28 protein-coding genes are annotated in these 25,532 nt (G+C 58.6%); 19 read left to right on the forward strand and 9 right to left on the reverse strand.

The features are described from left to right. Positions 1 to 76: 76 nt before the first annotated feature. Complete coding sequence (locus NH344_RS18220) at positions 77 to 199, reverse strand: hypothetical protein (protein ID WP_266100062.1); 123 nt, start codon at positions 197 to 199, stop codon at positions 77 to 79. 38 nt (positions 200 to 237) lie between these two features. Here NH344_RS18220 and NH344_RS00655 point away from each other — a divergent pair, with 38 nt between their 5' ends. The 9 genes from NH344_RS00655 (at position 238) to NH344_RS00695 (ending at position 9,090) form a co-directional block, all read left to right on the forward strand. After that, positions 238 to 945, forward strand: a complete 708-nt coding sequence (locus NH344_RS00655; RefSeq protein WP_082051380.1) for a pseudouridine synthase — start codon at positions 238 to 240, stop codon at positions 943 to 945. Then, the gene (locus NH344_RS00660) at positions 942 to 1,406 is read left to right on the forward strand and encodes an NUDIX domain-containing protein (protein ID WP_044627801.1); all 465 of its coding nucleotides are present in this window, start codon (positions 942 to 944) and stop codon (positions 1,404 to 1,406) included. Before NH344_RS00655 ends, NH344_RS00660 begins: the two co-directional genes overlap by 4 nt. Before the next feature lie 73 nt (positions 1,407 to 1,479). Further along, a complete protein-coding gene (mnmA, locus tag NH344_RS00665) occupies positions 1,480 to 2,637 on the forward strand; it encodes a tRNA 2-thiouridine(34) synthase MnmA (RefSeq protein ID WP_290443916.1) in 1,158 nt (385 codons plus the stop codon). Further along, complete coding sequence (gene hflD, locus NH344_RS00670; protein WP_062373629.1) at positions 2,634 to 3,272, forward strand: high frequency lysogenization protein HflD; 639 nt, start codon at positions 2,634 to 2,636, stop codon at positions 3,270 to 3,272. Before mnmA ends, hflD begins: the two co-directional genes overlap by 4 nt. A 55-nt stretch (positions 3,273 to 3,327) precedes the next feature. Continuing rightward, positions 3,328 to 4,713, forward strand: coding sequence for an adenylosuccinate lyase (purB, locus tag NH344_RS00675; protein ID WP_044627804.1), 1,386 nt, complete (start codon positions 3,328 to 3,330; stop codon positions 4,711 to 4,713). Between the two features lie 50 nt (positions 4,714 to 4,763). Continuing rightward, on the forward strand, positions 4,764 to 5,945 hold the full coding sequence (locus NH344_RS00680) for a cupin domain-containing protein (RefSeq protein ID WP_253027379.1): 1,182 nt from the start codon (positions 4,764 to 4,766) through the stop codon (positions 5,943 to 5,945). Between the two features lie 3 nt (positions 5,946 to 5,948). Further along, positions 5,949 to 6,371 (forward strand): GNAT family N-acetyltransferase, encoded by a 423-nt coding sequence (locus NH344_RS00685; protein WP_062373624.1) that lies wholly within the window; start codon positions 5,949 to 5,951, stop codon positions 6,369 to 6,371. A 380-nt stretch (positions 6,372 to 6,751) separates the two neighbouring features. After that, positions 6,752 to 8,350, forward strand: a complete 1,599-nt coding sequence (locus tag NH344_RS00690) for an isocitrate lyase (protein WP_044627807.1) — start codon at positions 6,752 to 6,754, stop codon at positions 8,348 to 8,350. Positions 8,351 to 8,622: 272 nt separating this feature from the next. Then, entirely contained in the window at positions 8,623 to 9,090 is a 468-nt protein-coding gene (locus NH344_RS00695) for a glycine zipper 2TM domain-containing protein (protein ID WP_054641192.1), read from the forward strand. Positions 9,091 to 9,227: 137 nt separating this feature from the next. Here the strand turns inward: NH344_RS00695 and NH344_RS00700 are convergent, their stop codons facing one another. Beyond that, the gene (locus NH344_RS00700) at positions 9,228 to 9,506 is read right to left on the reverse strand and encodes a hypothetical protein (protein ID WP_054641193.1); all 279 of its coding nucleotides are present in this window, start codon (positions 9,504 to 9,506) and stop codon (positions 9,228 to 9,230) included. 177 nt (positions 9,507 to 9,683) lie between these two features. On the opposite strand from NH344_RS00700, the gene NH344_RS00705 reads away from it, so the two are divergent. After that, the gene (locus NH344_RS00705; RefSeq protein WP_044627810.1) at positions 9,684 to 10,166 is read left to right on the forward strand and encodes a peptidylprolyl isomerase; all 483 of its coding nucleotides are present in this window, start codon (positions 9,684 to 9,686) and stop codon (positions 10,164 to 10,166) included. Between the two features lie 46 nt (positions 10,167 to 10,212). On the opposite strand, the gene nikR is transcribed toward NH344_RS00705, so the two are convergent. After that, on the reverse strand, positions 10,213 to 10,635 hold the full coding sequence (gene nikR, locus NH344_RS00710) for a nickel-responsive transcriptional regulator NikR (protein ID WP_044627811.1): 423 nt from the start codon (positions 10,633 to 10,635) through the stop codon (positions 10,213 to 10,215). A gap of 106 nt (positions 10,636 to 10,741) precedes the next feature. Between nikR and NH344_RS00715 the strand changes: the two genes are divergently transcribed. The 5 genes from NH344_RS00715 to NH344_RS00735 are packed head-to-tail and all read left to right on the forward strand — an operon-like array spanning position 10,742 to position 15,571. Then, positions 10,742 to 12,325 carry an ABC transporter substrate-binding protein gene (locus NH344_RS00715; RefSeq protein WP_058576918.1) on the forward strand — a complete coding sequence of 528 codons (1,584 nt, stop codon included), beginning with the start codon at positions 10,742 to 10,744 and terminating at the stop codon, positions 12,323 to 12,325. Then, complete coding sequence (locus NH344_RS00720; RefSeq protein WP_058576919.1) at positions 12,316 to 13,302, forward strand: ABC transporter permease; 987 nt, start codon at positions 12,316 to 12,318, stop codon at positions 13,300 to 13,302. The genes NH344_RS00715 and NH344_RS00720 overlap by 10 nt, the downstream gene beginning before the upstream one ends. Beyond that, entirely contained in the window at positions 13,295 to 14,092 is a 798-nt protein-coding gene (locus NH344_RS00725; RefSeq protein ID WP_058576920.1) for an ABC transporter permease, read from the forward strand. Before NH344_RS00720 ends, NH344_RS00725 begins: the two co-directional genes overlap by 8 nt. Before the next feature lie 29 nt (positions 14,093 to 14,121). After that, complete coding sequence (locus NH344_RS00730) at positions 14,122 to 14,943, forward strand: ATP-binding cassette domain-containing protein (RefSeq protein ID WP_058576921.1); 822 nt, start codon at positions 14,122 to 14,124, stop codon at positions 14,941 to 14,943. Further along, complete coding sequence (locus tag NH344_RS00735; protein WP_044627816.1) at positions 14,936 to 15,571, forward strand: ATP-binding cassette domain-containing protein; 636 nt, start codon at positions 14,936 to 14,938, stop codon at positions 15,569 to 15,571. The genes NH344_RS00730 and NH344_RS00735 overlap by 8 nt, the downstream gene beginning before the upstream one ends. Here the strand turns inward: NH344_RS00735 and NH344_RS00740 are convergent. From NH344_RS00740 to NH344_RS00755, 4 genes are all read right to left on the reverse strand, one after another. Beyond that, a complete protein-coding gene (locus tag NH344_RS00740) occupies positions 15,536 to 16,726 on the reverse strand; it encodes an MFS transporter (RefSeq protein WP_253027381.1) in 1,191 nt (396 codons plus the stop codon). The two genes, NH344_RS00735 and NH344_RS00740, sit on opposite strands and share 36 nt — an antisense overlap. Positions 16,727 to 16,767: 41 nt before the next feature. After that, positions 16,768 to 17,403, reverse strand: a complete 636-nt coding sequence (locus NH344_RS00745; RefSeq protein WP_084354485.1) for an NlpC/P60 family protein — start codon at positions 17,401 to 17,403, stop codon at positions 16,768 to 16,770. A gap of 105 nt (positions 17,404 to 17,508) precedes the next feature. Next, positions 17,509 to 19,974, reverse strand: a complete 2,466-nt coding sequence (locus NH344_RS00750) for a YbeU/YbeR family protein (RefSeq protein WP_253027383.1) — start codon at positions 19,972 to 19,974, stop codon at positions 17,509 to 17,511. Positions 19,975 to 20,155: 181 nt separating this feature from the next. Further along, entirely contained in the window at positions 20,156 to 20,398 is a 243-nt protein-coding gene (locus NH344_RS00755) for a GlsB/YeaQ/YmgE family stress response membrane protein (protein ID WP_044627819.1), read from the reverse strand. A 117-nt stretch (positions 20,399 to 20,515) separates the two neighbouring features. Between NH344_RS00755 and NH344_RS00760 the strand changes: the two genes are divergently transcribed. From NH344_RS00760 to NH344_RS00775, 4 genes are read left to right on the forward strand one after another with little or no spacing between them, the layout of a single operon-like run. Beyond that, entirely contained in the window at positions 20,516 to 21,385 is an 870-nt protein-coding gene (locus tag NH344_RS00760; RefSeq protein ID WP_058576923.1) for a D-hexose-6-phosphate mutarotase, read from the forward strand. 60 nt (positions 21,386 to 21,445) lie between these two features. Then, on the forward strand, positions 21,446 to 21,637 hold the full coding sequence (locus tag NH344_RS00765) for a hypothetical protein (protein ID WP_044627821.1): 192 nt from the start codon (positions 21,446 to 21,448) through the stop codon (positions 21,635 to 21,637). 49 nt (positions 21,638 to 21,686) lie between these two features. Continuing rightward, positions 21,687 to 23,075 (forward strand): YcjX family protein, encoded by a 1,389-nt coding sequence (locus tag NH344_RS00770; protein ID WP_044627822.1) that lies wholly within the window; start codon positions 21,687 to 21,689, stop codon positions 23,073 to 23,075. After that, complete coding sequence (locus NH344_RS00775) at positions 23,072 to 24,109, forward strand: TIGR01620 family protein (protein WP_044627823.1); 1,038 nt, start codon at positions 23,072 to 23,074, stop codon at positions 24,107 to 24,109. The genes NH344_RS00770 and NH344_RS00775 overlap by 4 nt, the downstream gene beginning before the upstream one ends. Here the strand turns inward: NH344_RS00775 and NH344_RS00780 are convergent. Further along, positions 24,060 to 24,308, reverse strand: a complete 249-nt coding sequence (locus tag NH344_RS00780; RefSeq protein WP_044627824.1) for a hypothetical protein — start codon at positions 24,306 to 24,308, stop codon at positions 24,060 to 24,062. The genes NH344_RS00775 and NH344_RS00780 overlap by 50 nt on opposite strands. 279 nt (positions 24,309 to 24,587) lie before the next feature. Then, positions 24,588 to 25,385, reverse strand: a complete 798-nt coding sequence (locus NH344_RS00785) for a Cof-type HAD-IIB family hydrolase (RefSeq protein ID WP_044627825.1) — start codon at positions 25,383 to 25,385, stop codon at positions 24,588 to 24,590. Between the last annotated feature and the right edge of the window lie 147 nt (positions 25,386 to 25,532).

Here is a 25,532-nt window from a genome sequence, read left to right on the forward strand (position 1 = left end):
ATGCCGCGAAGCGGGTGGAGCATCCTGTATGCGCTGCCCCTTTGGTCAGTCGGTGGTACTACTGGTCACTCGGTGGTTATTGCGGTAACGATGACGACAGATGAAAACGGTGGTCATCACGATGCCAACGGTTCATCTCAAACAGCTGCGCCAGATTATACCAGCGCTGCACTTTAACCGCATGAGCGATTGTCGACAAATCCTCCACCTCTAGTTCTTGGGACAGCTTGTGAGACGATGAGCACCTTATATTTACTGCACAAACCCTACCGTATGCTCTCCCAGTTTACCGATAGCCAGGGCAGAGCCACCTTGGCAGAAGTGATTCGCACCCCAGGGGTGTACGCCGCTGGCCGCCTTGATTTTGATTCTGAAGGCCTGCTGCTACTGAGTGATGACGGGGGCCTTATTCACCGCATTGCCCACCCCAAACACAAGCAGCCAAAAACCTATTGGGTGCAGCTTGAAGGCCACATTACCGATGAGGCCATCCGTGCGCTCAAAGTAGGCATTACGTTAAAAGATGGCCCAACCCTACCCGCCAAAGCGCGCCGTATAGCGCCGCCTGCTATTGCTGAACGTGACCCGCCGATCGACCCTAAGCGCCACCCTCTTACCAGTTGGCTGGAACTCACTATTAGCGAAGGCCGCAACCGCCAGGTGCGCCGCATGACTGCCCACGTGGGTTTTCCCACGTTGCGCCTGATTCGTGCGGCCATTGGCCCCTGGCAACTGGGCGACCTGGCACCTGGAGAATGGCGTAAAGAAACCCTGCACGCACCGCGCCCCGACAATGCCAAGCAGCCTCGCGCTGTGCCAAAAAAGGCTAAGCCAAAAAACGCCAAGCCGAAAAGCGCCTTACCAAAAGGCTCAGATACCAATAAAGCGCGTGCCGCAAAAGCAGCTCCCAAACGAAGCGCCAAATCCAGAGGCCCTAAAAAATGAATACGCCTTCTCCTACTGTTCGGCCAACCATTCGCAGCACGGTGGCCTGCGTGATTCAGCAGGGCGAGCATTTTTTAATGGTGGAAGAAGATAAAGGTGGTGCCCACACGCTCTTTAATCAGCCAGCCGGGCATGTGGAACTTGGTGAAGGGCCGGTAGCCGCCATACAGCGCGAGGTGCAAGAGGAAACGGCGTGGCAGGTAACGCTCACCGGCTATTTAGGGCTGTACGTTTTTCACACCCCAGAGGGAGAAACGTTTCATAGCCACGGATTTACCGGCGTCCCTGAACAGCCGCTCACCACGGCGATTGACCCAGCCATTGTGGCTACCCATTGGTTAACACGCGATGAGATCGTCGCACTCGCGGCCGCGCAGCGGTTAAGAAGCCCGCTGGTGCTGAAACGCATTGACGATGCCCTGAACCACCGTCACTTCCCGCTTTCGGTGATCCAAGAGTGAAGCACTCGAAGCATCGAGCCCCCATCGTGTATAATCGCCGCCCAATTGCACACCACTTCAACTGAGGATGCCAATGACATCCACCGATGGCACAGCCACCCAGGACACGTCAGACACCCACACCGCTGCCACTGGTAAAGTGATTGTCGGCATGTCCGGCGGCGTCGACTCCTCCGTTTCTGCTCTCCTTCTGCTCCAACAGGGGTACGACGTCGAAGGCCTGTTTATGAAAAACTGGGATGAAGACGACGGCACCGAATACTGCACGGCCAAAGAGGATTTGGCCGACGCGGAAGCCGTGTGCGCCAAGCTGGGTATCAAGCTTCATACCGCCAACTTCGCCGCCGAATATTGGGACAACGTTTTCGAGCATTTTCTAGCGGAGTACAAAGCGGGCCGTACGCCTAATCCCGACATCCTTTGTAACCGGGAGATCAAGTTTAAGGTCTTCTTAGAGTATGCCGAGATGCTGGGTGCCGACAAAATCGCCACCGGCCACTACGTGCGCCAAGGCATCCGTGACGGTCACCCGCGCCTGCTGAAAGGCCTGGATGGCAATAAAGACCAAAGCTACTTCCTACACGCGGTGCCAGAAGCGGCGATTGCCCGCACGCTGTTCCCGGTCGGTGAGCTTGAAAAACCCGAAGTGCGCGCGCTGGCGGAGCAGCACGACCTCGTCACCGCGAAGAAAAAGGACTCCACTGGTATCTGCTTTATCGGTGAGCGTCGTTTCCGCGACTTCCTGCAGCAGTACCTGCCCGCCCAGCCGGGCACCATCGAGACCCCTGAAGGCGATGAAATTGGCCAGCATATGGGCTTGATGTACTACACCCTGGGGCAGCGTCAAGGGTTAGGTATTGGCGGTTTGGCCAACTACTCCGAAGACCCCTGGTACGTGGCGGCAAAAGATCTCGAGCGCAACGTGCTGATCGTGGTGCAAGGCAAGCATCATCCGCTGCTTTACACCAATGCACTCGCCACCGAGGCGATGGACTGGGTCGCTGGAAAGCCGCCGGTTCAGCAAGGCCGCTTTACCGCCAAAACCCGCTACCGCCAAAGCGACTGCCCCTGCGAAATTGTCGCCCAGGCCGATGGCAGCGTTGAGGTCATTTTTGACGACCCGCAGTGGGCGGTCACGCCCGGCCAGTCGCTGGTGCTTTACGATAACGACATCTGCTTAGGCGGCGGCGTTATTCGCGCCACCTGGAATGCCTCGGAGACCGCTGCATGAGCGCAACCCCTATTCACCGCGCGCCCGACACCCCCGCCGCCCGCCAAGCCCTCGCCCTGGCGGGGGTCTTTCAAGCAGCAAGCCTCGTCGACGAGCTCGCCCGTACGGGACAAGTTGATACCCGTGCCTGGGAAACGCTGATCAACGCGACGGTAGACACCAACCCGGAAAGTTTTGAAGCCATCTACGGCGGCCACCCGAACAACCTACGCCGCGGGCTGGACACGCTGGAAGCGCTCGTCGGCCGCAAGCAGGCCAACCCGGTGGTATTGCGCTACGGATTTTCGCTGCTGCTGCTAATGAATAAGCTGCGCACCGACCGCCAGATGATGGACGTGTTAGGTCAAAAGCTGACCCATGTACAAGGTCAAGCAGAACACTTTGGCACTACCCACGAAAACGTCATTGCCAGCCTCGGTGAAACCTACCAAGAAACCATCTCAACGTTTAAAACGCGCATTGTGGTGCAGGGCGACCCCTCGCTACTGCAAACCCGCATGATGCCCGAACGGGTACGCGCCTGTTTAATGGCCGGCATTCGCTTTGCGCTGCTGTGGCATCAGCAGGGCGGCCGCCGCTGGAAGCTGGTGTTTCAACGCAAGGCGCTACGCCGAGCGCTGGATAACTTCAGCTAGCCGCCAAGACACCTTACTTTCGACCTCCGACTTTGACCACTCTGGAAACCAAGCCATGCAACTCTCTGCTCTGACCGCCCTTTCTCCCGTTGACGGCCGCTACGGCGCCAAAGCCGCCGCGCTACGTGAACACTTCAGCGAATTCGGCCTGATCCGTGCGCGCGTGATCGTGGAAGTGCGCTGGCTGCAGCGCCTTGCTGAGCACGGCCAGATTGTCGAAGTCCCGCCGCTTTCCGCAGAAGCCACCGCGTTTCTAGAGCAGCTTATTCGTGACTTCTCAGTCGATGACGCGGAGCGTATCAAAGAGATTGAGCGCACCACCAATCACGACGTTAAAGCGGTGGAGTACTTCCTAAAAGAGAAGATTGCAGGCCAAGCCGAGCTAAACGCCGTTACCGAATTTATCCACTTCGCCTGCACCAGTGAAGACATCAACAACCTCTCTTACGGCGTGATGCTGGCAGATGGCCTAAAAGCTATGCTGCCGACAATGCACGAAGTCGCCGATGAGATTGCCAAGCTGGCGATTGCCCATGCAGGCCAGCCGATGCTGTCACGCACCCATGGCCAAACGGCTAGCCCCACCACGCTAGGTAAAGAGATGGCTAACGTGGCGTATCGCCTCAAGCGCCAGCTCAAGCAGATCGAAAGCGTGGAGATTCTGGGCAAAATCAACGGTGCGGTCGGCAACTACAACGCCCACCTGACCACCTACCCAGATATCGACTGGGAAGCCAACGCGCGCACCTTTGTTGAAGGCTTGGGCTTAAGCTTTAACCCCTATACCACGCAAATCGAACCCCACGACTACATTGCCGAACTGTTCGATGCGATCTGCCGCTACAACACGATCCTGATCGACTTTGACCGCGACGTATGGGGCTATATTTCCCTGGGCTACTTCAAGCAGCGCACCGTAGAGGGCGAAATTGGCTCTTCCACCATGCCGCACAAGGTCAACCCGATTGACTTTGAAAACTCAGAAGGCAACCTGGGCCTCGCCAACGCGGTGATGAGCCACCTAGCACAGAAACTACCGATTTCTCGCTGGCAGCGCGACCTGACCGACTCCACCGTACTGCGTAACCTAGGCGTTGGCTTGGCCTATGGCCTGATTGGCTACCACGCTAGCCTTAAGGGCATCAGCAAGCTGGAAGCTAACCCGTCGCGCTTGGCAGAAGACCTGGATAACAGCTGGGAAGTACTGGCCGAGCCGATCCAAACCGTGATGCGTCGCTACGGCATTGAAAAGCCCTACGAGAAGCTCAAAGAACTTACTCGCGGCAAGCGTATTGACCAAGCGGGCTTTGCGGCCTTTATTGATACCCTTGAGCTGCCCGAGACGGTGAAAAATGAGCTGAAGGCGCTCTCGCCCGCCAGCTATATTGGTAATGCGAAGGCCCAGGCCGAAGCACTCAACCAGCGGCTTGCTGCACTCTAAACGACGCCCTGCGACACTAACGTAGCGCTCACTTGAACTAGGATAACGCCATGAGTCATCACGATAAGCCACTCACCCTGCTGGGCGATTTAACGCCCGCAGACTTCTTGGCCAACTACTGGCAACAGAAGCCACTGCTGATTCGTGGCGCTATCCCTGATTTCGTCAGCCCCATCGACCCCGACGAGCTGGCAGGTCTTGCCTGCGAACCGGGCGTCGAAGCGCGGCTGGTCGAAGAGAACGGCCCTGAAGGCCCTTGGCAGGTCTCCCATGGGCCGTTTGATAACGCTACCTTCGAGCGCCTTCCAGAAGGCCACTGGAGCCTACTGGTTCAAGCGGTGGATCACTATGTGCCCTCTATCGCTGCGCTGATGGAAGAGTTTGATTTTCTACCCCGCTGGCGGCTGGACGACATCATGGTGAGCTATGCACCGCCCGGCGGCAGTGTTGGCCCGCATATCGACCAGTATGATGTGTTTTTACTGCAGGCAAGCGGCCACCGTCGTTGGCAGCTTGGCGGCAAGCAGCCAGGTAATGCTCCCATCATTCAGGGCATCGACCTGCGCATTCTCGAATCTTTCGAGATTGAAGCAGGTTCTGACTGGACCCTGGCACCCGGCGACATGCTCTACCTCCCCCCCGGCTGGGCACATCACGGCGTCAGCCAAACCGACGACTGCATGACGATTTCGGTGGGTTTCCGGGCGCCCTCGGCCGACGAAGCCATCACCTCGTATGCCGATTATGTCGGCGAACAAATGTCGGACTCCCAGCGTTATAGCGATGCGGGCATGGCCCCTGCCGAGGAGGTAGGCGAGCTGGACGATGCCGCCGTCGAACGCATGCGCCAGTTTATTCTCTCCACCCTGGATAATCCTGAACAGGTTGCTCAGTGGTTTGGCCGCGTGATGACCCAGCCCAAATATATCGATCAAGTCGTGCCCCTCGAAGAGCCGATAAGCGAAGCCGACCTTGTTGCTCAACTACAAGACGGTGAGCCACTGTTCCATATGCCGGGTTCTCGCTTTGCATGGCGTAGCGATGCGTCAGGCACCACGCTATTTGTCGATGGCGACGGGCATACCTGCTCAGAGACTCTGGCAAAACGCCTCGCTGACCCAACGCCGATGTACGAAGAGGTGCTGGAAATTGACGGCGCTAAAGCGCTGATTACACAGCTCATCAACAGCGGCAGCCTTGGTTTTATGGGCGAAGGAGACGACGAGGAGTAAGGCGTGGAAGCGGTAACGGTAAAAAGTGGTAGTTGGGCATTACTGGGTGAGCCAGCCTCGCTGATTCGCCGAATCGTCTTTATCGACGAGCAGCAAGTTCCTCAAGAGGAAGAGTGGGATGGCCGCGATACGGAGTGCCTGCACTTTTTAGCCACTCTCAATGGCGAGCCGGTAGGCACCGCGCGACTGCTGCCCGATGGCCACATTGGCCGCGTTGCGGTACTTAGCAGCGCCCGAGGCACGGGCATTGGCTACCAGCTAATGGAGGCGGCCATTAAAGCCGCCCGCGAGGCCGGCCACTCTCATGCAGCGCTTAGCGCCCAGTTACATGCCCTCGCTTTCTATGAACGCCTGGGGTTTGTTGCCCACGGCGACGTGTTTATGGATGCAGGCATTCCCCATCGTGAGATGACGCTGTTTTTGTAGTGATTCAGTTCCAATGTCGCCAAGCGCCACCCCGTGTGGCGCTTTTTTGTGTTCGTAGTCAAAGCCATGACGAAAAACGACTACACAAACAGGGCGTTTGGCGTAGTCGCTGTCGTCGGACTACAACGCCGCATGCCCCCAAGTGACAATTGTTGAATCTCCTTGCCTAGTCGATAGTTATTGCACTGCAGCGTTAAGGACTCTCCTCTTCGGAGACACCGACACTGTGAAACGCAAAGCGCCACACCGCGACGTTTTATTAAGAGACGATGGGTGTAGAGACAGCGTCGCGAATTTGAATAATGCTGGAATCTATCTCGCAGGTGCAGCATAAGAACAAGCTAACGTGCGAACGACGATAACTCTGGAGGAATCAGCTCATGACAGGACTGCTCGACGATATCAAAGCCATGGCCCACCTTCGCGAAGCCCAAGGCGGCAAGTGGTCAGCCATCAAACCTGAATATGCTGCCCGTATGCGCGCTCAAAACCGTTTCCATACCGGTTTGGACATCGCTCGCTACACGGCCAAGATCATGCGCGACGACATGGCCGCCTACGATGCCGACACCTCCCAGTACACTCAGTCGTTGGGCTGCTGGCACGGTTTCATCGGTCAGCAAAAGCTCATCTCGATCAAGAAACACTTCGGCACCACCAAACGCCGCTACCTCTACCTCTCTGGATGGATGGTGGCAGCCCTGCGCTCCGAGTTCGGCCCGCTTCCCGACCAATCCATGCACGAGAAAACCTCGGTCTCGCACCTGATCGAAGAGCTCTATACCTTCTTGAAGCAAGCGGATGCCTGGGAACTCAACCACCTGTTCCGCGCCCTGGACGACGCCAAGGCGGCAGGCGATAGCGCTAAAGAGCAAGAGCTGATCAGCAAGATCGACAACTACGAAACGCATATCGTGCCGATTATTGCCGATATCGACGCCGGTTTCGGTAACGCCGAAGCCACCTACCTACTGGCCAAAAAATTCATTCAAGCGGGCGCTTGCTGTATCCAGCTCGAAAACCAGGTCTCCGACGAGAAGCAGTGCGGCCACCAGGATGGCAAGGTCACCGTTCCCCACGAAGACTTCCTGGCGAAGATCAACGCCGTGCGCTATGCCTTCTTGGAGCTGGGCGTAGAAGATGGCGTGATTGTAGCCCGCACCGACTCTCTGGGCGCTGGCCTGACCCAGAAGATCGCCGTCACCAACGAGCCGGGCGACCTGGGCGACCAGTACAACAGCTTCTTGGATGGGGACGTCATCGAGAACGCGGCAGACATCAACAACGGTGACGTCGTCATCAAGCAAAACGGCAAGCTGGTCAAGCCCAAGCGTTTAGCCTCGGGTCTCTACCAGTTCAAGCCGGGCACGGGGGAAGATCGCGTGGTGCTGGACTGCATCACCAGCCTGCAAAACGGTGCCGACCTGCTGTGGATCGAGACCGAAAAGCCCCACGTTGGCCAAATTGCTAGCATGGTGAACCGTATCCGCGAGGTGGTGCCGGATGCCAAGCTGGTCTACAACAACTCGCCCTCCTTCAACTGGACGCTCAACTTCCGTCAGCAGGTCTTCGATGCCTGGGAGAAAGAGGGCAAGGATGTCTCGGCTTACCAGCGCGACAAGCTGATGAGCGTGGAGTATGACAACACCGAACTTGGTCAATTGGCCGACGAGTGGACGCGTAACTTCCAGCGCGATAGCTCTCGCGAAGCAGGTATCTTCCACCACCTGATTACACTGCCCACGTACCACACCGCAGCGCTCTCTACCGACAACCTGGCTAAGGGCTACTTTGGCGACGAAGGTATGCTGGCCTATGTGGAAGGTGTGCAGCGTCAAGAGATCCGCCAAGGTATCGCCACTGTTAAGCACCAGGACATGGCAGGTTCTAACATCGGTGACGATCATAAAGAGTTCTTCCATGGCGACGCAGCGCTGAAAGCGGGCGGCAAAGACAACACCATGAATCAGTTCGGTTAATCAACCTTACTCGCAATACCTCCAGGAGGCTTCGGCCTCCTGTTTTTTGCCTTCCGTTTAATACTTTGCAATTAACCCAAACGCGTGCAAAATTTTTGCACACTGCTTTCTTAATGCCTGTCTACACTTTACTTTATGACCTTTTTTCTGGATGGCTGGTCAAAGCTGTACGATTCCGTTATCTTTTAACGAACGCTGTTCTAAAATAAATTGTACGCAACGCCTTGCGACCGATTCACGGCCATAGATGCTGATACCCACTGGAGGTTTTAATGAAACGTTTACTACCTGTTGCCGCGTTAAGCATTTTGACACTGGCTGGCTGCGCCAATACCGCGCCCTACTCCGGCGATGTTTACCGTGGTAACCAAGCGCAAACGGGGCAGAGCGTCAGCTATGGCACCATCGTGGCCGTTCGCCCCGTGCAAATTCAGGCCGATAGCCGCACCGGCAATTTGCTGGGTGGTGGCGGCGGCGCCGTGATTGGTGGCCTGCTGGGTAGCCAAATTGGCGGCGGTTCTGGCCGTCAGCTTGCCACCGTTGCTGGTGCCTTGGGCGGTGCCGTTGCCGGTACGGCCGCAGAAGATCGCGCCAACCGGATCAACGCACTGGAAATGGAAATTCGTCGTGATGATGGGACGGATGTGGTCGTCGTGCAAAGCGCCGATCGTCAGTACCAAGCAGGCCAACGGGTTCGTTTGATTGGCAGCGGTGCCAACCTGAGCGTTGCGCCTTACTAGCACCAGAGGTGCCCACTATTCGCCCGACGCTATACGCGTCGCGGCTCGTCAAAACAACAGCCCGGCCGATTTGGCCGGGCTGTTGTTTATTCAGCTATTTGACGATTCGAACCCAGGAGTGGACTCGATGGCGCGACTTAGTGGGCTATTCTGCTTGCCCAGTTGGCAAGTTTCATCACTACCAATGCAATCACCGCGAGCAAAATCGCCACCAGCAGCACATCTACAGGGCGAATCAAAGTTGTAGCACCCAATACGGCCAACGCAACCACCCACAAATAGCGGTTGCCGCCATGGGTTTTCAGCACGCTTGGCAGCATTTTATCTAGCCCCTGGCTAACGCCGTTTTCCCAACGCTTATTAGCAAAATAAGCAATCAGTACAAAGGCGATAACCCAAATTAAGAAGATAGTCATAACAGGCTCCGGTGAGTGTTATTTCAAGAGAAAAATTAATTGCTGTAGGGTATCCCTGCACACCCCCCGGCGCAATAGCGCTAAAGGCGTGGAGGTGGAAAAAGCCCGCTTACCCCCTGACAAGCTGGCCCACACGCGTTACCATGTTGGGACATGCACTCACCGAAAGGTTATTCAATGCAAATTGCGCAAAACTCGGTTGTCGCGTTCCACTACACCCTGACCAACGATGCAGGTGAGGTGCTAGACAGTTCTGAAGGCCGCGAGCCGCTGACGTATCTCCACGGCGCTGGCAACATCATCCCAGGCCTGGAAAAAGAGCTTGAAGGTCGTGTTGCTGGGGACAAACTGAACGTTAAAGTTTCCCCTGAAGAGGGTTACGGCGAAGTTCAAGAGCAGCTGCTGCAAGAAGTACCGCGTGATGCCTTCCAAGGTGTTGAAAGCATTGAGCCAGGTATGCAGTTCCAAGCGCAAACCCAAGGCGGCCCGCTCATGGTTACCGTCAAGAAAGTTGAAGGCGACACCGTTGTGGTTGATGGCAACCACCCGCTGGCGGGTCAGCACCTCAACTTTGACGTTGAAATTGCGACCGTACGCGAAGCAAGCCAGGAAGAAGCCGAGCACGGCCACGTGCACGGCGAAGGCGGCGTAGAGCACTAAGCTCTTGCATGCCACAAAGGGCGGCCAATGGGCCGCCCTTTTTATTTTAATGGCCGCTATGTGATGCTGACTCTTCTGGAATCAACACAAGTTGGCCATAACGCACGCTACGCGATGATGTTACCTCATCGGCAAACTGCTTCAGTGCACTCCCCTGCCCCTTTAAGAGTGCGACTTCCAAGCAGCTATCGTGATTGATATGCACATGCAGCGTTGAGAGCGTTAAATCGTGATGGTCATGAGAGTGACGAGTCAGGCGCTTAGAGAGATCTCGCGCCGCGTGGTCATACACATACACCAGCGCTCCCATACACGGCGCATTGGGCGCAACCTCCTCTTTCACCTGCTTTAACCCGTTGCGGGTCAAGTCACGAATGGCCTCTGAGCGATTTTGATAGCCGCGCAGCGCCATCAGCGCATCGACCTCGCTTAACAGCTCCTCATCCAGCGTTACCGTTACCCGCTGCATACCCTCTCCTTCACTGGTCTGATGTTGTGCGTTGCCGCAACTTCCAGTGCTATTAGTATGATGTTATTGTAAAAACATCATACCAATAGCCTGAAAAAGGTGTCCCATGCGTCGCCCTATCATACTGGCTCTCGCAGCCACATGCGTAGCGCTAAGCGCGCCAGCGTTGGCCAAAGACCAGCTAGTGCTTGCCATTGGTGGTGAGCCGGAGCAAGGGTTTGATCCGCTGTTGGGCTGGGGTCAGTACGGCAGCCCTCTATTTCAGTCTACGCTGCTTACCCGTGGCCAGGACTTAACCCCACAACCAGGCCTAGCCACAGAATGGTCCCTTTCTGAAGATCGCCTGACCTGGACGCTGACTTTACGTACGGACGTACGCTTTTCTGACAATACTCCGCTTACCGCTGAGGATGTGGCCTTCACCTTTAATGCTGCTGCTGAGGCAGGTGGCCGTGCCGATCTCAGCGCACTGGAAAGCGCCCGTGCTATCGATGGTAATACGGTTGAGCTGACGCTCAAAACACCGCGCATCACTTTTATCGACCAGTTGATGACACTGGGTATCGTGCCCAACGCCGAGCGAGAAAACGGCTATGGCGACGAGTATGGCAGGCAGCCGCTGGGGTCAGGCCCTTACCGGTTAGTGGAGTGGCAAGAGGGTGAGCAGCTGATTGTTGAGCGGAACCCCTACTTTTACGGCCCCGCGCCGGTCTTCGAGCGTCTGGTGTTTCTGTTTACCGATGAAGCCGCCACTCTAAGTGCAGCTCACGCAGGCCAGGTGGATCTCGCTGCGGTGCCACCAGCGCTGGCAGAGAACATCCCTGAGCAGATGCAGCGGGTCATTATGAACAGTGTGGACAACCGCGGCATTCTGTTTCCCATGCAGCCTGATGAAGGCGAGCAAGCGGCCAACGGCGCGCCCATCGGGAATAACGTCACGGCTGATCTCGCTATTCGCCAAGCGGTGAATCTAGCCTTAGACCGAGAAACGTTGGTGGACGTAGCACTCAACGGCTTTGGACGCCCGGCCTTTGGGCCAGCGGACGGCCTTCCGTGGAGCCAAGAAGGCGAGAAAGTGGCAGCGCCGAATTTAGCCCGTGCGAATACGCTTCTAAAGGAGGCAGGCTGGGAGCGCCAAGAGGAGGACGGACTGCGCTATAAAGGCGACCAGCCCGCACGCTTTCGTCTCACGTACCCCTCCAGCGACGCCACGCGCCAACAGCTAGCCCAAGTGAGTGCCGAGATGGTGCGGCCGCTCGGCATTGAGATGCAGCCCACTGGCCGCCACTGGGACGAGATTCAGCGGGAAGCCCTCCATCAAGATGCCATTGTGTTTGGTTTTGGTAGCCATAGCCCGCAGGAAGTGTTCTACCTCTTTCATAGCGAGCATGCTGGGTTCGGTTTTTACAACAGTGGTTACTACGCCAACGAGGCGGTCGACCAACACCTGGATGCCGCCCAAGCGGCGGCTAACACCGAAGAAGCCAATCAGCATTGGCAAGCCGCCCAATGGGACGGCGATACCGGCTATGGGGTACAGGGAGACACCAGCTGGGCCTGGATGGTCAACCTTGCCCACGTGTATGCCACCAACCGCTGCCTCGACCTGGGCGAACTGGGCGTTGCCCCTCACGGCCACGGCTGGCCGGTCACCGCCAACTTGCTTGAGTGGCGCTGGACGTGCGATTAACGGCTTGGCTAGCGAGCCGCCTACTTCGGCTGTTGCTGGTACTGCTGAGTGTCGCAGCGGTCTCTTTTGGGCTAATGATGCTATCTCCCATCGACCCGGTGGATGCCTATCTTGGCCCGCAAATGGCCCAGGTCAGCCCTGAGCAGCGCACGCTGATTGCCGAACGCTGGGGGTTTAACGCCCCGGCCAGTGTGCAGTTTCACCACTGGCTGCAACAGTTGCTTAGCGGAGAGCTTGGCTGGAGCCATATCTACAACCAGCCGGTGAGCGACGTCATTAACCAGCGCTTCCAGCGCTCGTTTTTTCTGCTGTTGAGCGCTTGGCTGCTCTCGCTGATACTTGGCGTAGTACTCGGCATCGCCGCAGGAAGCAAAGAGGGCTCCCTGCTGGACCGCTTGATCAGCGGCTATGCTTATATCACTGCTTCGACGCCCACGTTTTGGCTCGCCATGCTGGCGTTGCTACTTTTCTCCGTCACCTTGGGCTGGACCCCCACCTGCTGCGCAGGGCCCACGGGCGTGCTGAGCCAAGAAGTAACGCTGCTCACGCAGCTGCACCATCTTCTTTTACCTACTCTCACCCTCGCCCTGTTAGGCGTTGCCACCATCACGCTACATACCCGGGCCAAGATGGCGGCGTTTATGCGCTCGGATACCGCGTTGCACGCCTTTGCCCAAGGCGCCAGCCGTTTCGATATCGCCTGGCGCCACGGTCTGCGCCACGCCAGCCTGCCAGCGGTCACTTTGGCGTTTGCCTCTCTCGGCGAGCTATTTGGCGGCTCCCTTCTGGTTGAGCAAGTCTTTGCTTACCCAGGACTTGGGCAGGCGACCGTCGCCGCTGGCTTGCGAAGCGATGTGCCGCTACTGCTCGCCATAGCGCTATTTACCGCGCTATTTGTGAGTGTTGGCAACCTCATCGCCGATGGCCTTTACCAGTGGGCCGACCCACGTATCGCACGGGACCGCACTAATGAATAGCCAGCCGCGCCTGGTCGCAGCAGGCTATGCAGGTGTGTTTGGCCTGCTGGTATTACTGTTGCTCAGCAGTTCTCTATGGCTGGGAGATAGCCCACTGCACATGCAGTTCGAGGCCCGCCTCATGCCTCCCAGCGCCGAGCACTGGCTGGGCACCGATGCCCTAGGGCGTGAGCTTTGGGCCCGCACGCTGGCGGGGCTTGCCTTGAGTTTTGGGGTAGGGCTGAGCGCGGCACTGTTGGGCACGCTGATTGCTTTAAGCTTGGCGAGTCTCGCCATGCTCTCGCCCATACTGGATGCGCTGGTGAGCTTACTGATTGATACGCTGCTGAGCGTGCCACACCTGATTTTACTATTGCTGATCGCCTTTGCCCTGGGCGGCGGCACCCAGGCTGTCATTATCGCTGTTGCGCTGACCCACTGGCCAAGCCTTGCCCGCTTGCTCAGAGCCGAACTACTCAGCTTGCGAAACTCCCCTTATGTGGCGATTTCGAAAGGGTTTGGCAAACGCCAAGGATTTATTGTTTGGTACCACTTGCTGCCCCATGTGCTGCCTCACTGCTTGGTCGGCGCACTGCTGCTGTTTCCCCACGCCATTTTGCATGAAGCGGCCCTGACCTTTTTAGGCGTTGGCTTAGACCCTACCCAGCCCGCCATCGGCGTATTACTGGCCGACGCCATGCGCTACCTTACCGGCGGCTACTGGTGGCTAGGGGTGTTTCCTGGGCTGGGTTTACTGCTGATGGTACTGGCGATTGAACGCTTCGCCTCGATGCTGCGCAAAGCGCTGTAAAGATCGCGATGTTTAACAAGGAGCTTGCCATGCTGACCATTGACCGGCTAACCCTGCAACTCCCCTACTACCCCCGCTGGTGGCGACGGGAGTGGACCACCTGTATCGAGTCGCTCTCGCTGCACCTTCAGCCGGGCGAAGTGCATGCTGTGGTGGGTGCGTCAGGCGCAGGTAAAAGCCTGCTGGCCTACGCCATTATGGGGCTACTGCCCCAAGCGGCGCGGGTCGCAGGAGAGCTGCGCTTCCAGGGGGAGGACTTAACACCAGCGCGCCAGCGGCAGCTGAGGGGGCATCAGTTGGCGCTCATTCCTCAATCGTTGAATGCTCTTGACCCGCTCGCCCGCAGCCAGCATCAGGTACGCTGGGCGGCCCAACGGGCAGGATTTGGTCGCTCAGCCGCCCATCAGCGCGCCGATGAGCTATTGAGCCGCTATCAGCTTAGCCACGCGTCTACCCACTACCCTCACGAGCTGTCAGGCGGCATGGCGCGGCGGGTGCTCATCGCTATGGCCCAGGTGAGCAACGCACGTCTGGTGATTGCCGATGAGCCCAGCGTAGGCCTTGACCCCAACCAGCGCGACCGTGTGCTGGCAGCACTAAAAGCTATCGCCCTAGAGGGCAAAGCGGTGATGCTGATTACCCACGATCTGCGCCATGCTCTTACCATTGCCGACAGGGTTTCCGTGATTCGCCAGGGCCAAGCGCTGGAAACCGCACCGGCCCAGGCTTTCCAAGGCCAGGGCGAGCAGCTTATGAGTTGCTATGCGCGAGACTTGTGGCAGGCGCTACCGGATAACGCGTTCAGCACACACCCCTTCCATCCGACGCATCAGGAGCCAGCGCTTGCTTGAAACCCACCAGCTATCGTTCCACTTTGCGGCAGGCACGCCGCTGTTGGCGGATATCTCCCTACGCCTTGCGCCCGGTGAGTGGTTAGGAATCAGCGGTGACTCTGGATCGGGGAAATCAACGCTTGGCAAGCTATTGTCAGGCCAGCTAACGCCTTCCCAAGGCAGTGTTCAGGTAGATGGTTCGCCGCTGCCCACACGCGGGCTGCGGCCAGTGCAGTGGCTGCCCCAGTCGCCGGAGCTCGCGGTGAACCCGCGCTGGCGGGTAGGAAAGATATTGAGGGAAGCGTGGACACCGCCAGATACGCTGATGGCGGCGTTTGGCATTGAAGATGAATGGCTAAAGCGCTTTCCCAGCGCACTCTCCGGCGGCGAGCTACAACGGGTGTGCGTGCTGCGCGCCCTCGCCCCCGGCGTCCGCTATGTGGTGGCCGATGAGATCTCCACCATGCTGGACCCCATCACTCAGCTGTCGCTGTGGCAGGCGCTTAAAGCGCACGCTGAACACCATCAGCTTGGCGTCATCGTGATTAGTCACGACACAGCACTACTCAACCGGCTGTGCCATCAACAGTGGCATCTGGCAGGTGGCAGCTTACGTATTAGCAGCACGGCGCTCAAAGCGCCATAAGCCAACACCAATGGCCAACGTCACGCAGAGCAACAGCCACGAGCCTATCGCCACACCCTGCCACTGTGTCCAGCGCCAGAAAGGCTCTAGCCAAAATCCGCCAATGCTGGCACCGAGGTAGTAAAACACTAGGTAGAGCGCCGAGGCGCTGCCCCGTGCCCCTTGGGCGTAGCGCCCCACCCAGCTAGACGCCAATGAGTGCGCCATAAAGAAGCCGAAGGCGTTAATGGTTAAGCCGAGGATGATGAGCGCCAGCGAGTCCGCCAGGGTGATGGCGGTGCCTAACATGAGAATCACAATGCCCGCACTTATGCAGCGGGCGGGGGAAAAGCGCCCCGCCAACTTGCCCGACACTGTCGAGCCAAAGGTGCCACCTAGGTAGGTGAGAAAGATCAGCCCTAGGCCACTGGCCGCCAGTTGATACGGCGCATCCGCCAAACGGAAAGTAATATAGCTGTACTGGTTAATAAAAATCAGAAAGTTAATGCCGCCAAGGAAGTAGGCAGCGAGCAGCACCGGCGAGCGTAAATGGCCGAGCAGATCCCCCACCGCTTGGCGTAATTGAAAGCGCTTAGGCGTAAAGGCTTGGCTATTGGGCAGTAGCCGCCAAAAAATGATACAGCCCACCACGGTCATGGCACCCACCGCGAGAAACGCAGCGCTAGGCCCACCGATGGCTGCCGCCCCGCCCCCAACAATACGCCCGCTAATACCGCCTAACGAATTGGCCCCAATATAAAGCCCCACGGCACTCAGCAAGGCGGTTTTATCGAACTCGTCCCCCATCCAGGCAATCGCTACGGCGGGCAAGCCGCCGAGCACGAAGCCTTGCAGCAAGCGCAGAAACAATAAACTCTCGAAGGTAGGCGCAAAAGCTAAAGCGAGCGACAAACCACCCGCCAGGAGCAGTGTGATACGCATAATCCCTTCGCGGCCAATGGCATCGGAGAGCGGCCCAAACACCAAAAGCGCCAAGGCCAAAGAGAGCGTAGATACCGACATCAACAGGCTGACGCCTAAGGTGGAAACCCCGTAAGCCTCTTTCAGGCCCGGCAATAACGGTTGCGGCACATACAGGTTAATAAACACCAAAAACGACCCTAAACATAGGGCCGCCGTCGCGCGCCACCAGGCGCGCGTTTTTGCTTCAATCATTGATGGCCTTTCCAATGTTGACCGACGCGCACGGCCGACACTTACGGCGTATAACGACTGCTGAGCTGGGCCAGATTGGTCGGCTCTAGGGCACGACGCGACTGCCAGTAGTAGCGCTGCCAGTAGCTATTATCCAGGCTGGAAATAATCACGCCTTTCGACGTGGACGCATGGAGAAAATAGCCATTGCCTACGTAAATGCCCACGTGGTTGTAGCGTCCGGGTGGGCGGAAGAAGACCAGATCGCCCGCCTGCAGCTCTTGGCGGTCGATCGGGCGTCCCTCATGCACTTGATCTTGGGTAGAACGGGGTAACTCAACGTCAAAGGTATCGCGGAAAACGTTTCTTACCAAGGCAGAGCAGTCGATCCCTCGATCCGTCGTCCCCCCAATCCGATAAGGCGTTCCTGCCCACCGCTGATGCTGCTCTAACAGCGCTTGGCGAACGACCGTTGGCGGGGGCGTCTGCAGGTTACGCAGGTGAGCACTGATAGGATCAACGGGCGACATTTGGGGAGTGACTCCCTCCATACCGGGAAGCGACATCGAGAAATAATCCTCGGGGGCTTCCATGTCCTGGCGTGAGGCAGAGCCTGCACAGCCAGCTAACAAAGCAACGACGACACAAACACTTACAACACGGACAGCGGTCACAGCGGGGTGTGGCGACGCAACCATGCGATTAACCTCGTAACAAAATGGAAATTGAAAAAACCCAAGCATGAGAAAACTCATTTTTTACAACCCCTGGACTATAAGCTAGTTATCCTATGCTTGGCGAGTCTAATGTAAGATTCGTTGATCACCCGGCAGCGTATCGATATGCAGCGGCGCAAAATGCCGCGGCTTGTTACCCGGAAAATCCAGGCTTGCCCAGGGGCCGGCCAGCACTGGCGCGCCGCATAGCCACGCCACTAACGCCTGGCGGAAACCGGCTAAAAAGCTTTCACGCTCAGGGGTTTCGCCCATAAAAAACGAAAAGCCTGCGTACATACCCGCCGCATACTCTTGCCAACCAGAGTAGTGGTCTGCTGCTAGCTGGTAGGCACGATCTAATACTTCTGCAAACGCTGGTTTATCGAGCCAGCCTAACTGCCGTGCCGCAATCGCAAGGTCTACCAACTGGGCAATATCCCAGGCGGCCATGTCGACCTCGTTACAGCCGTCTTCATTGGTGCTGACCCGGCGCAGACGCAACAGGTGATGACGCTCATCCTCGGCGCAGTCACCGGATTCCAAAATAGCGATTTCTGCTGCTAGGCGCTCTGGATTTAGCGTGTAGGGCGCGTAGTTGATCTGATACTCCTGCCGGTCACCTGCTTCCAGCATGAAGGTTAAAAACTCTTGCATATCGTCGGCGCTGGTGAGGTGGTAGTGGCTCTCGACCCATTCGCGAATGTCGGCGCACTCGCGCGGACTTTCCAACTGCGGCTCGCTCCACACTGCACTGTTCAGCGGCCCCACCAGTGACATCGCCGTAAAGTGGCTCAGCGTCGGCCGCTCACCAGGCTCGCACCACGCATCTGGCCGCCAATCTAACCAGTGAAACAGGCTGCCGTGGTCTTCCAGATGCCAGGAAATTTCATTAATGAGCGAGTCGTGCTCTGGCTCCGGCAGGCAGCTCTCCCAGGCAAACCAGGCTTCTAGCAGGCGCTTGGGAGTCGCATAAAAACGGCATAGGCAGCTCCGTAGGGCGCTGGCGTGCTGCATGAGCGGTTCGCGCTCGAACAGGCCGCTATCGAGGGCCATGTGCAGGTAGAAGGCAAACTTCTCGGCCATGTGAATTGTCGCGGCGTGGCGGCTCACGCCTTTTACCGCGTTGCGCTGTTTGAGCTCATCGGGGGTCGGCTGACCAAAGCGCGTCTGCGACGGTGGCAATACGCCATGGGCGGCATCCGCCGCTAGCTGGTTGAGATGGTGCGCCTGGGCGGGTAGCCAATAGCGCGCCAGCACTTGATGGCCTTCATCCGCATGCAGGCCAAGTGAATCCTGTAGGTAGACGGCGGCATCAGCGCGGCGCTGCTCGGCAATCGGGGCCGAGGGATTGAGCTGGCGCAGCATGACATCCGGCTCGCGTACGCCAGCCAGGGCAAGCAGCCAATGGTGCGGCGTGTTGCGCCACGCTTTGATACGCGTACGCGAGGCTTGGCGAGTCGGCTCGTCCAGTAACGCACCCAGCGAGTGCTTCCAGGGGCTATGGGCAGCGTGCATTAACAGCTTATGGCGGGCGCTGGGTGTCATCCCCCGGCGATCAACGCCCTCGAACAGGCTTTGCCCGCGCATGTAGGCTTTCAGTACTGCGTGCCAGTCGTGGTAACGGCGCCCGACGAGGTCAGCCGCATGGGCCGCTAGGTCGTCCGCTTCCGCCTGGCTTAGCCAGCCGCAGCAAGCACCAGCCCAGGCGAGCTCTACTAACCGCAGCCAATCCCAGGCGGCCCACTCCAACGGCTCGCCCTGATTGACGAACGCAGTGAGCACGGGCGCGTAGGGAGCATCCTTCACCGCACCCCGCTGCCACTCTTGGCGCTGGGCGCGATCCATGGTCAGCAGCTCGCGGGCTTCAATATCCCAGCGCTGGCGCTCACCCTGGGCGCTTAGCCATAGCATCACTTCTAATAGTTGCTCGCGGTCATACACTTGCCAGATGTGCCCTAACCACTCGCTGGCATCGGGCCAGTCGGCGGCGCTAGCCGGGTAGCTCACCACTGGGCGAAACAGCGCGCCCAACCGCCAAGGCTGAGCTTCTGGGGCTTGCGGCCATAACGAAGCCGGTGCAGGGCGTTGCGCTAGCTCAGTATCCAGGGTTTGCCATGTGATACCTTCACCTTCACTCTCTAGATCTGCCAATGCTTGGCAGGCGTCGATAAAACGGTCATCTGCGCCAGTTTCCCAACCTTTGCCCCCCAGCGCACGACGTAGATCCGACAGCCACGCTCGCTGATCGCTGTAGTCAGAAGTGATGCGCCGTGTTAAGTGGTGTGCCCAGTTCGTCGCCTGAGCCTGGCTTAGCCAACCCGCCGCCCCGGCGAGTGCTGCCCACTCCAGCGCGCCCAACAGCTGATCGGCGCTGCCTGACGGTGCGCCGAGTGCAAAAAACAGCTGGTCTGCCAACGCGCCACGATCTGTAATACCCAGTTCTAGCAGGCGTTGCTCCGCCGCGACCGCATCCACCGCCAGTGGGTGCGGTGTAAAAGCCCAATCACACAGCACCAGCTGTTGAGCCCACCAGGCATTTAGTGCGTCGAACAAAAGACACCTCGAAGAAACAGAAAGCGATCAATAAAAGCCATAACCAACCAGAGCAGACCAACGAGGCCGCCAAAAGCGGCATAGTGTAACGGAATCTGCTGCCAAGACCGATAGCAGCCGCACAAAACAGCGCTGCCCGGCACAAAGGCCGGGCAGCGATTACCGCAAAGAGCAGCGTGCGCTAAGCGCTTTTGACTTTACTAATGACCCATAGCAAGACCACCGCCCCCACGGTTGCCGTGACCAGCGAGCCGATAAAGCCACCCGCCTGTAAACCCAGCAAACTAAATAAGAAGCCCCCGACGAGCGCGCCAACCACACCCACGCCGATGTTGCCTAAAATACCAAAACCACCGCCACGCATGATGTTGCCAGCAATCCAGCCAGCTAAACCACCAATGATTAACCACGCAATAAAGCCCATACTACCTCCTTGGTTTCACTCAGCTTGGGGTTTTACCTTCCATCTATGCTTGTCCTACCATAGCACACGGCGCTACTGTTCTGCCCATTTGTTGCCTTTTCCCACAAGGATCCTCTTATGATTCCCGACTCCCTTAAACAGCTACTTAGCCATGTTGATGGTCATCAACGCGCCACCTGGGAGGGCCGTGACGTCGCACTCTTCAACATGGCCTGGGGGGAAATGGTCATTAGCCTGCAAGGCGCACAGGTGCTGCACTTTCAGCCAACAAACGACACTGGCTGGCTATGGGTAACGCCAACGCCGCAGGCGCTGCCGGGCGCGATTCGTGGCGGCATTCCGCTTTGCTGGCCCTGGTTTGCCGACGAGCGCTACGCTGACGAAAGCCCCGAGCGTAACGGCCCCTTCCATGGGCTTGCCCGCCACGCCATGTGGCGTCTGGACGCCGTTGACGACCACGCCGAAGGCATCGAGGTCCATCTCTCGCCGGAAGAGTGTCTGCATAGCCAGCTCACCGCCCGCGTGGTCATTCAAGCCAACGCCCAGCGGCTAAACGTTGAGATCATCAGCGAAAACATTGGCGATGCTCCGATCAAAACCAGCGGCGCACTGCATACCTACCTGGCCGTTAATGAGGTGCATCAATGCCGCTTAGAAGGCCTAGCAGGCGCGCGCTATTTGGATAAGCTGCGTGACTTTGCGGAATCTGAGCAACAGGGCACGCTGGCGATTCGTGGCCCGGTCGACCGTATTTATCACACCAATGAAGCGGTGCTGCTCAACGACGGCCAGCGCACGCTGCGCATCGGTAAGCAGTCCAGCGACTCCACGGTGGTCTGGCACCCGGATAGCGACCTGCCCAGCGACACACCCGCCGACGCCGCCAAACACTTTTTATGCGTTGAAGCCGCCAATACTCGCCTTGACCCCGTTTGGTTAGTACCAGGGGCACAGCACCTGCTAGGGACGACAATAAGCCGCGGTTAATGATCGGTTCATCAAGGCTTTGCTATGATCAAGCCATTGATACACCCCCAAGGAGCGACGATGGATCCACAACAATGGCTGGAAGCAGCCACGCTTGCCTTTAACCTGATCGGTATGGTGGTGTGCTTGGTTGGCTTAACGCTTGCACAAAAAATGCAGCGCCGCTGGCCCGGCTATAGCCTCGCGGTCGTCGGTTTTATCATTGCGACCCTGCCCATGCTCTCTCAACTTGTCTTTATGTGGCAGCGCTAACGTTCCACCACCTCGCCAAGATGCCCCACCCGATGAAGGAAGCGACAGGATGCGCCAGCCGTTAAGCCGCGAATTGAGCAATTTGTTAGAGCGAAGCCGAGACCGGCAGCTGCGGCTGGCGGTGACAGGCCTTTCGCAAGCGGGTAAAACGGCGTTTTTAACCTCGCTGGTGAACCAACTACGCCATGCAGGCGTAGAAGCACAGTTAGACCTGCTACCGGTTGCCCGTGAAGGTCGACTGCTAGGCGCGCAGCGTTTAAATCAGCCGGACTTAGGCGTGCCACGCTTCCCTTATGACCCCGGCATGGCATCGCTGAGAGATACACCGCCGCGCTGGCCCGAGCCCACTCGTGGCATTAGCGAGCTTCGCTTGCAGCTGCGCTACCGCCCTGCCCAACAGGGTTGGTTTACGCCGGATATCGCTCACCTGACGCTGGATCTGTTCGACTACCCCGGCGAATGGCTGCTGGATTTGCCGCTGCTGCAGCACGACTTCTACAGCTGGAGCCAGAGCCAAGCCCAGCACGAAGGCCCTCATCGCCGGGCACTGTTTAGCGAATGGCTGGCCGAGTCAGAGCAGCTAGACCCTACGGCAGAAGCCGATGAAGCACAGCTCGCCACGCTGGCCGATGCCTATGCACTCGGCCTGCGTCGTGCCAAGCAGGCGGGCTTCTCTGACCTGCAGCCAGGGCGTTTTTTGCTGCCCGGCGAGCTGGATGGCGCACCGGTGCTGCAGTTCTTCCCGCTGCCCGGATTAGATACTCCCAAAGAAACCCTCGACGCGCTGCCCGAGTCGAGCCTCTACGCCACCCTGGCGGCGCGTTTTCGCTACTACCAGCAGCAGGTGGTGCGCCCCTTCTACCGCGACCACTTTCGCCGCTTTGACCGCCAGATTGTATTGGTGGACGTGCTGGGCGCGCTTAACGCCGGGCCGGAGCGTTTCGAGGATCTTTCCCGCGCGCTGCAACAGCTGATGAAGAGCTTTGATTACGGCAAGCGCAGCCTGCTGACCCGCCTGTTCGCTCCTAAAATTGACCGCCTCGCCATTGCCGCCACCAAGGCGGACCACGTGACACCCGACCAACACACCCACGTGGTGCAACTGTTAGAAGCGCTGCTGGCGGAGCCATTGAAAGACTTACGCTTTGCCGATATCCCGGTGAAAGCGCTGTCGCTGGCGGCCATTCGCGCCACCGAGGCCCGCGAAGTGCTTCATGATGGCAAGCGAACGCCAGCGCTGAAAGGCACCACGTTAGAAGGTGAAGACGTGCTGGTGTACCCCGGCGATGTGCCCAGCCGCCTGCCCAAAGCCGATTTTTGGCAGCAGCAAGGATTTGATTTCCCCAGCTTCCGCCCGCTGCCCGCCGATAGCGAGGCACTGCCCCACATCCGTATGGACGCCGCGATTGACTGGCTGATTGGAGACAAACTGACATGAGCAACCCTCAGCCCCGCCGCGACTTCCAAACCGAAGCGCCGCCCGAACCTACCCAGGAAACCCTGCGCCAGCACGAACGCTTTGCAGCGACTGAGTCGCACCAGCCGCTGGCGACCCAAGCCGAACTCAAAGCGCTGCCGGAAGAGACCCTTGGCGCGCCTCGCAAGCGCCGCTGGGGGCTGATGTTCGCCTTGGCAGGCGGTGCCACACTCGGCACGGTAGAGCTTGCAACCGGCATTCCTGACGCGCTGTTCCAGTCCCAGTGGATGGCGATGGCGTGGCAGCTATTTGGGATTAGCCTGATTGGCTTGGGCGGCGTATCGCTCCTCAAGGAGCTGGGCCGTTTGCGGCGCTTAAAGCGGCACGATCAGCTACGGGCCAACCTAGCCGAGCTTCCCCAGCGCTCCAGCCAGCAGGCCCAGGCGATGGCCGTTCAGTTAAAACAGCAGCTTGCACTGAGCAACGACGACCCGCACTGGCTGGCCTTTCAGCGAGCGTGCCAGCCGCATCATAGCGGGGAAGAGATTCAAACCCTGCTGCGCTACCACCTTCTCGCCCCCCGTGACCGGGAAGCCCAGCGGTTGATTACCCGGATGTCGGGGGAAACCGCCATCATGGTGGCGGTTTCCCCGCTAACCCTGGTGGATATGGCGCTGGTGGCGTGGCGCAGCCTGGCCATGGTGGATCGGCTAAGCCGTCTGTACGGCCTGGAGCTTGGCTACGCCAGCCGCCTGCGGCTATTTCGCCATGTGTTGCACAACATGGCGTTTGCAGGCGCCAGCGAACTAGCCACCGATGCCAGCATGGACATGCTCTCGCTGGATTTGGCAGGCCGCCTTTCAGCAAGAGCCGGCCAGGGCTTAGCGACCGGGTTGCTGAGCGCCCGCCTGGGACTGCGTGCCCAGCGGCTGTGCCGCCCCGTAGTGTTCACGCCAGAGGAGCAGCCCAAATTAGCCGACCTCCGCCAAGACCTCTGGCGGCAGATCAAGCGGCTCGACAAAGAGCCCGCCCCCGCCGCGCGTCACCGCGATTAATACCGCTCAGCCGCACATCCTCTTCGCTGAAGTGCTCTGGCCGTAGACCCATAACCACTGGCTTGTCGGGCTGCTCCACCAGCTCTGCGGTATGGCGGGCCGTTGGCCAGGGCAGCAGCAGGTCGGCTTCGTCGGGGGTGGCAATGCGCAGTGCATAGCCATCGCCGTCGGCTTCCAGCGTGGCGCGGATGAAGTTCATCGACTCCACCGGATTGTTGTAGGCCTCATCGGGGCTGCCCAACGTTTGCGGGCAAGGCTACGTACTGGCCGTCATAACGCATCATATCGGCCACAATTTCTGGTAACAGGTCGTTCCAGCCTTCGGCATTCGCCACTTCATTTAAGTCACCTAGCAGGCCAAGCTCGCCCCACTCCTGAAGATTATTATCGTTTTAGGGGCTAGATGATGGTGGAGCGCTCCGCCTACCGCAAGCGGCTATCGACTAAGGTGGCAGAGCGAAAATGACAGCGACAAATGCTAAAGCCCAAAGCGCTGCTTCAGGAATAACGCCACCGCTGCTTCGCCGTGGTGGCCGATCCGCCGGGCTTCTGGCACGCGATCGAACAGCGCCGGATGAGCGTTGGCCATCACCTGGGCCTCGCCTGCCAGGGTGAGCATTTCGGTGTCGTTGAGGTTATCGCCAAAGGCTAGGCAATCGGCGGCAGTGAGCCCAAGCGACTCCAGCAACGCCGCGAGCGCCACGCCTTTATTCACTCCGCCCGCCATGATCTCTAGCGAGTCCACCGTGGAGTAGGTAATGTGCAGCCCATCGCCATGCGCCGCTTGGGCCTGAGCCTCCAGCTCTGCCAGCGCATCCGGGTTGCCCAAATAGAGCACTTTACCTACGCCGTTGGCGTCCATCTGCTCCGGTGGCACGACCTCATAGCGAAAGCCCGTCGAGGCGTGCAGTGAAAGCAGGTGTGGCGCTTCGGCGTCCACATGCCAGCCCGCTTCGCGGTAAAGGTTGAGGCGCACCTGTGGCGGCCGGGGTAAATGAATCAGCGCGTGGGCGTGATCCGGGTTGAGGTGCGACGCGCTAACCAAGCCACCGTCTGGGTCGTGGGTGTAAGCCCCGTTGGTGCTAATCAGGTGAGCAGGCACGCCCAGCTCATCGCGGAAGACGCGCATATCGTGGTAGTGGCGGCCCGAAGCCAGCGCCAGGTGGTGCCCCTGCCGAACCAACTCTTGGAGCACCTCAATGGTGCTGTCATGTAACCGGTGGTCGCTGCCTAACAGGGTACCGTCAAGGTCGGAAACGATCAGGCGAGGGGTCATCAAAGCGCTCCTTGTGCGTTAGCAGAGTAACGTTGCAGTTCGCTCAGCTTAACCGATTCAGCCAACCGTAAGTAAGTCATTGACTTGCCGTCGCCGTCGCCACTTCCCCAGGGGCAACGATTGGCGCAGCCAGTGGGAATCCGTATA

Origin of the sequence: Halomonas sp. Ps84H-12 (assembly GCF_024124725.1) — a bacterium.
Classification (GTDB): domain Bacteria; phylum Pseudomonadota; class Gammaproteobacteria; order Pseudomonadales; family Halomonadaceae; genus Vreelandella; species Vreelandella aquamarina.

Excerpts from the sequence above, each read along its gene's own strand:
- NH344_RS00700 (WP_054641193.1), bottom strand. The coding sequence starts at position 9,506 with ATGACTATCTTCTTAATTTGGGTTATCGCCTTTGTACTGATTGCTTAT.
- NH344_RS00695 (WP_054641192.1), top strand. The coding sequence starts at position 8,623 with ATGAAACGTTTACTACCTGTTGCCGCGTTAAGCATTTTGACACTGGCT.
- NH344_RS00725 (WP_058576920.1), top strand. The coding sequence starts at position 13,295 with ATGAATAGCCAGCCGCGCCTGGTCGCAGCAGGCTATGCAGGTGTGTTT.
- NH344_RS00705 (WP_044627810.1), top strand. The coding sequence starts at position 9,684 with ATGCAAATTGCGCAAAACTCGGTTGTCGCGTTCCACTACACCCTGACC.
- NH344_RS00715 (WP_058576918.1), top strand. The coding sequence starts at position 10,742 with ATGCGTCGCCCTATCATACTGGCTCTCGCAGCCACATGCGTAGCGCTA.
- NH344_RS00760 (WP_058576923.1), top strand. The coding sequence starts at position 20,516 with ATGATTCCCGACTCCCTTAAACAGCTACTTAGCCATGTTGATGGTCAT.
- NH344_RS00765 (WP_044627821.1), top strand. The coding sequence starts at position 21,446 with ATGGATCCACAACAATGGCTGGAAGCAGCCACGCTTGCCTTTAACCTG.
- NH344_RS00770 (WP_044627822.1), top strand. The coding sequence starts at position 21,687 with ATGCGCCAGCCGTTAAGCCGCGAATTGAGCAATTTGTTAGAGCGAAGC.
- NH344_RS00660 (WP_044627801.1), top strand. The coding sequence starts at position 942 with ATGAATACGCCTTCTCCTACTGTTCGGCCAACCATTCGCAGCACGGTG.
- NH344_RS00690 (WP_044627807.1), top strand. The coding sequence starts at position 6,752 with ATGACAGGACTGCTCGACGATATCAAAGCCATGGCCCACCTTCGCGAA.
- nikR (WP_044627811.1), bottom strand. The coding sequence starts at position 10,635 with ATGCAGCGGGTAACGGTAACGCTGGATGAGGAGCTGTTAAGCGAGGTC.
- NH344_RS00745 (WP_084354485.1), bottom strand. The coding sequence starts at position 17,403 with ATGGTTGCGTCGCCACACCCCGCTGTGACCGCTGTCCGTGTTGTAAGT.
- hflD (WP_062373629.1), top strand. The coding sequence starts at position 2,634 with ATGAGCGCAACCCCTATTCACCGCGCGCCCGACACCCCCGCCGCCCGC.
- NH344_RS00755 (WP_044627819.1), bottom strand. The coding sequence starts at position 20,398 with ATGGGCTTTATTGCGTGGTTAATCATTGGTGGTTTAGCTGGCTGGATT.
- NH344_RS00740 (WP_253027381.1), bottom strand. The coding sequence starts at position 16,726 with ATGATTGAAGCAAAAACGCGCGCCTGGTGGCGCGCGACGGCGGCCCTA.
- NH344_RS00785 (WP_044627825.1), bottom strand. The coding sequence starts at position 25,385 with ATGACCCCTCGCCTGATCGTTTCCGACCTTGACGGTACCCTGTTAGGC.
- NH344_RS00680 (WP_253027379.1), top strand. The coding sequence starts at position 4,764 with ATGAGTCATCACGATAAGCCACTCACCCTGCTGGGCGATTTAACGCCC.
- purB (WP_044627804.1), top strand. The coding sequence starts at position 3,328 with ATGCAACTCTCTGCTCTGACCGCCCTTTCTCCCGTTGACGGCCGCTAC.
- NH344_RS00780 (WP_044627824.1), bottom strand. The coding sequence starts at position 24,308 with ATGAACTTCATCCGCGCCACGCTGGAAGCCGACGGCGATGGCTATGCA.
- mnmA (WP_290443916.1), top strand. The coding sequence starts at position 1,480 with ATGACATCCACCGATGGCACAGCCACCCAGGACACGTCAGACACCCAC.
- NH344_RS00775 (WP_044627823.1), top strand. The coding sequence starts at position 23,072 with ATGAGCAACCCTCAGCCCCGCCGCGACTTCCAAACCGAAGCGCCGCCC.
- NH344_RS00655 (WP_082051380.1), top strand. The coding sequence starts at position 238 with ATGAGCACCTTATATTTACTGCACAAACCCTACCGTATGCTCTCCCAG.
- NH344_RS00730 (WP_058576921.1), top strand. The coding sequence starts at position 14,122 with ATGCTGACCATTGACCGGCTAACCCTGCAACTCCCCTACTACCCCCGC.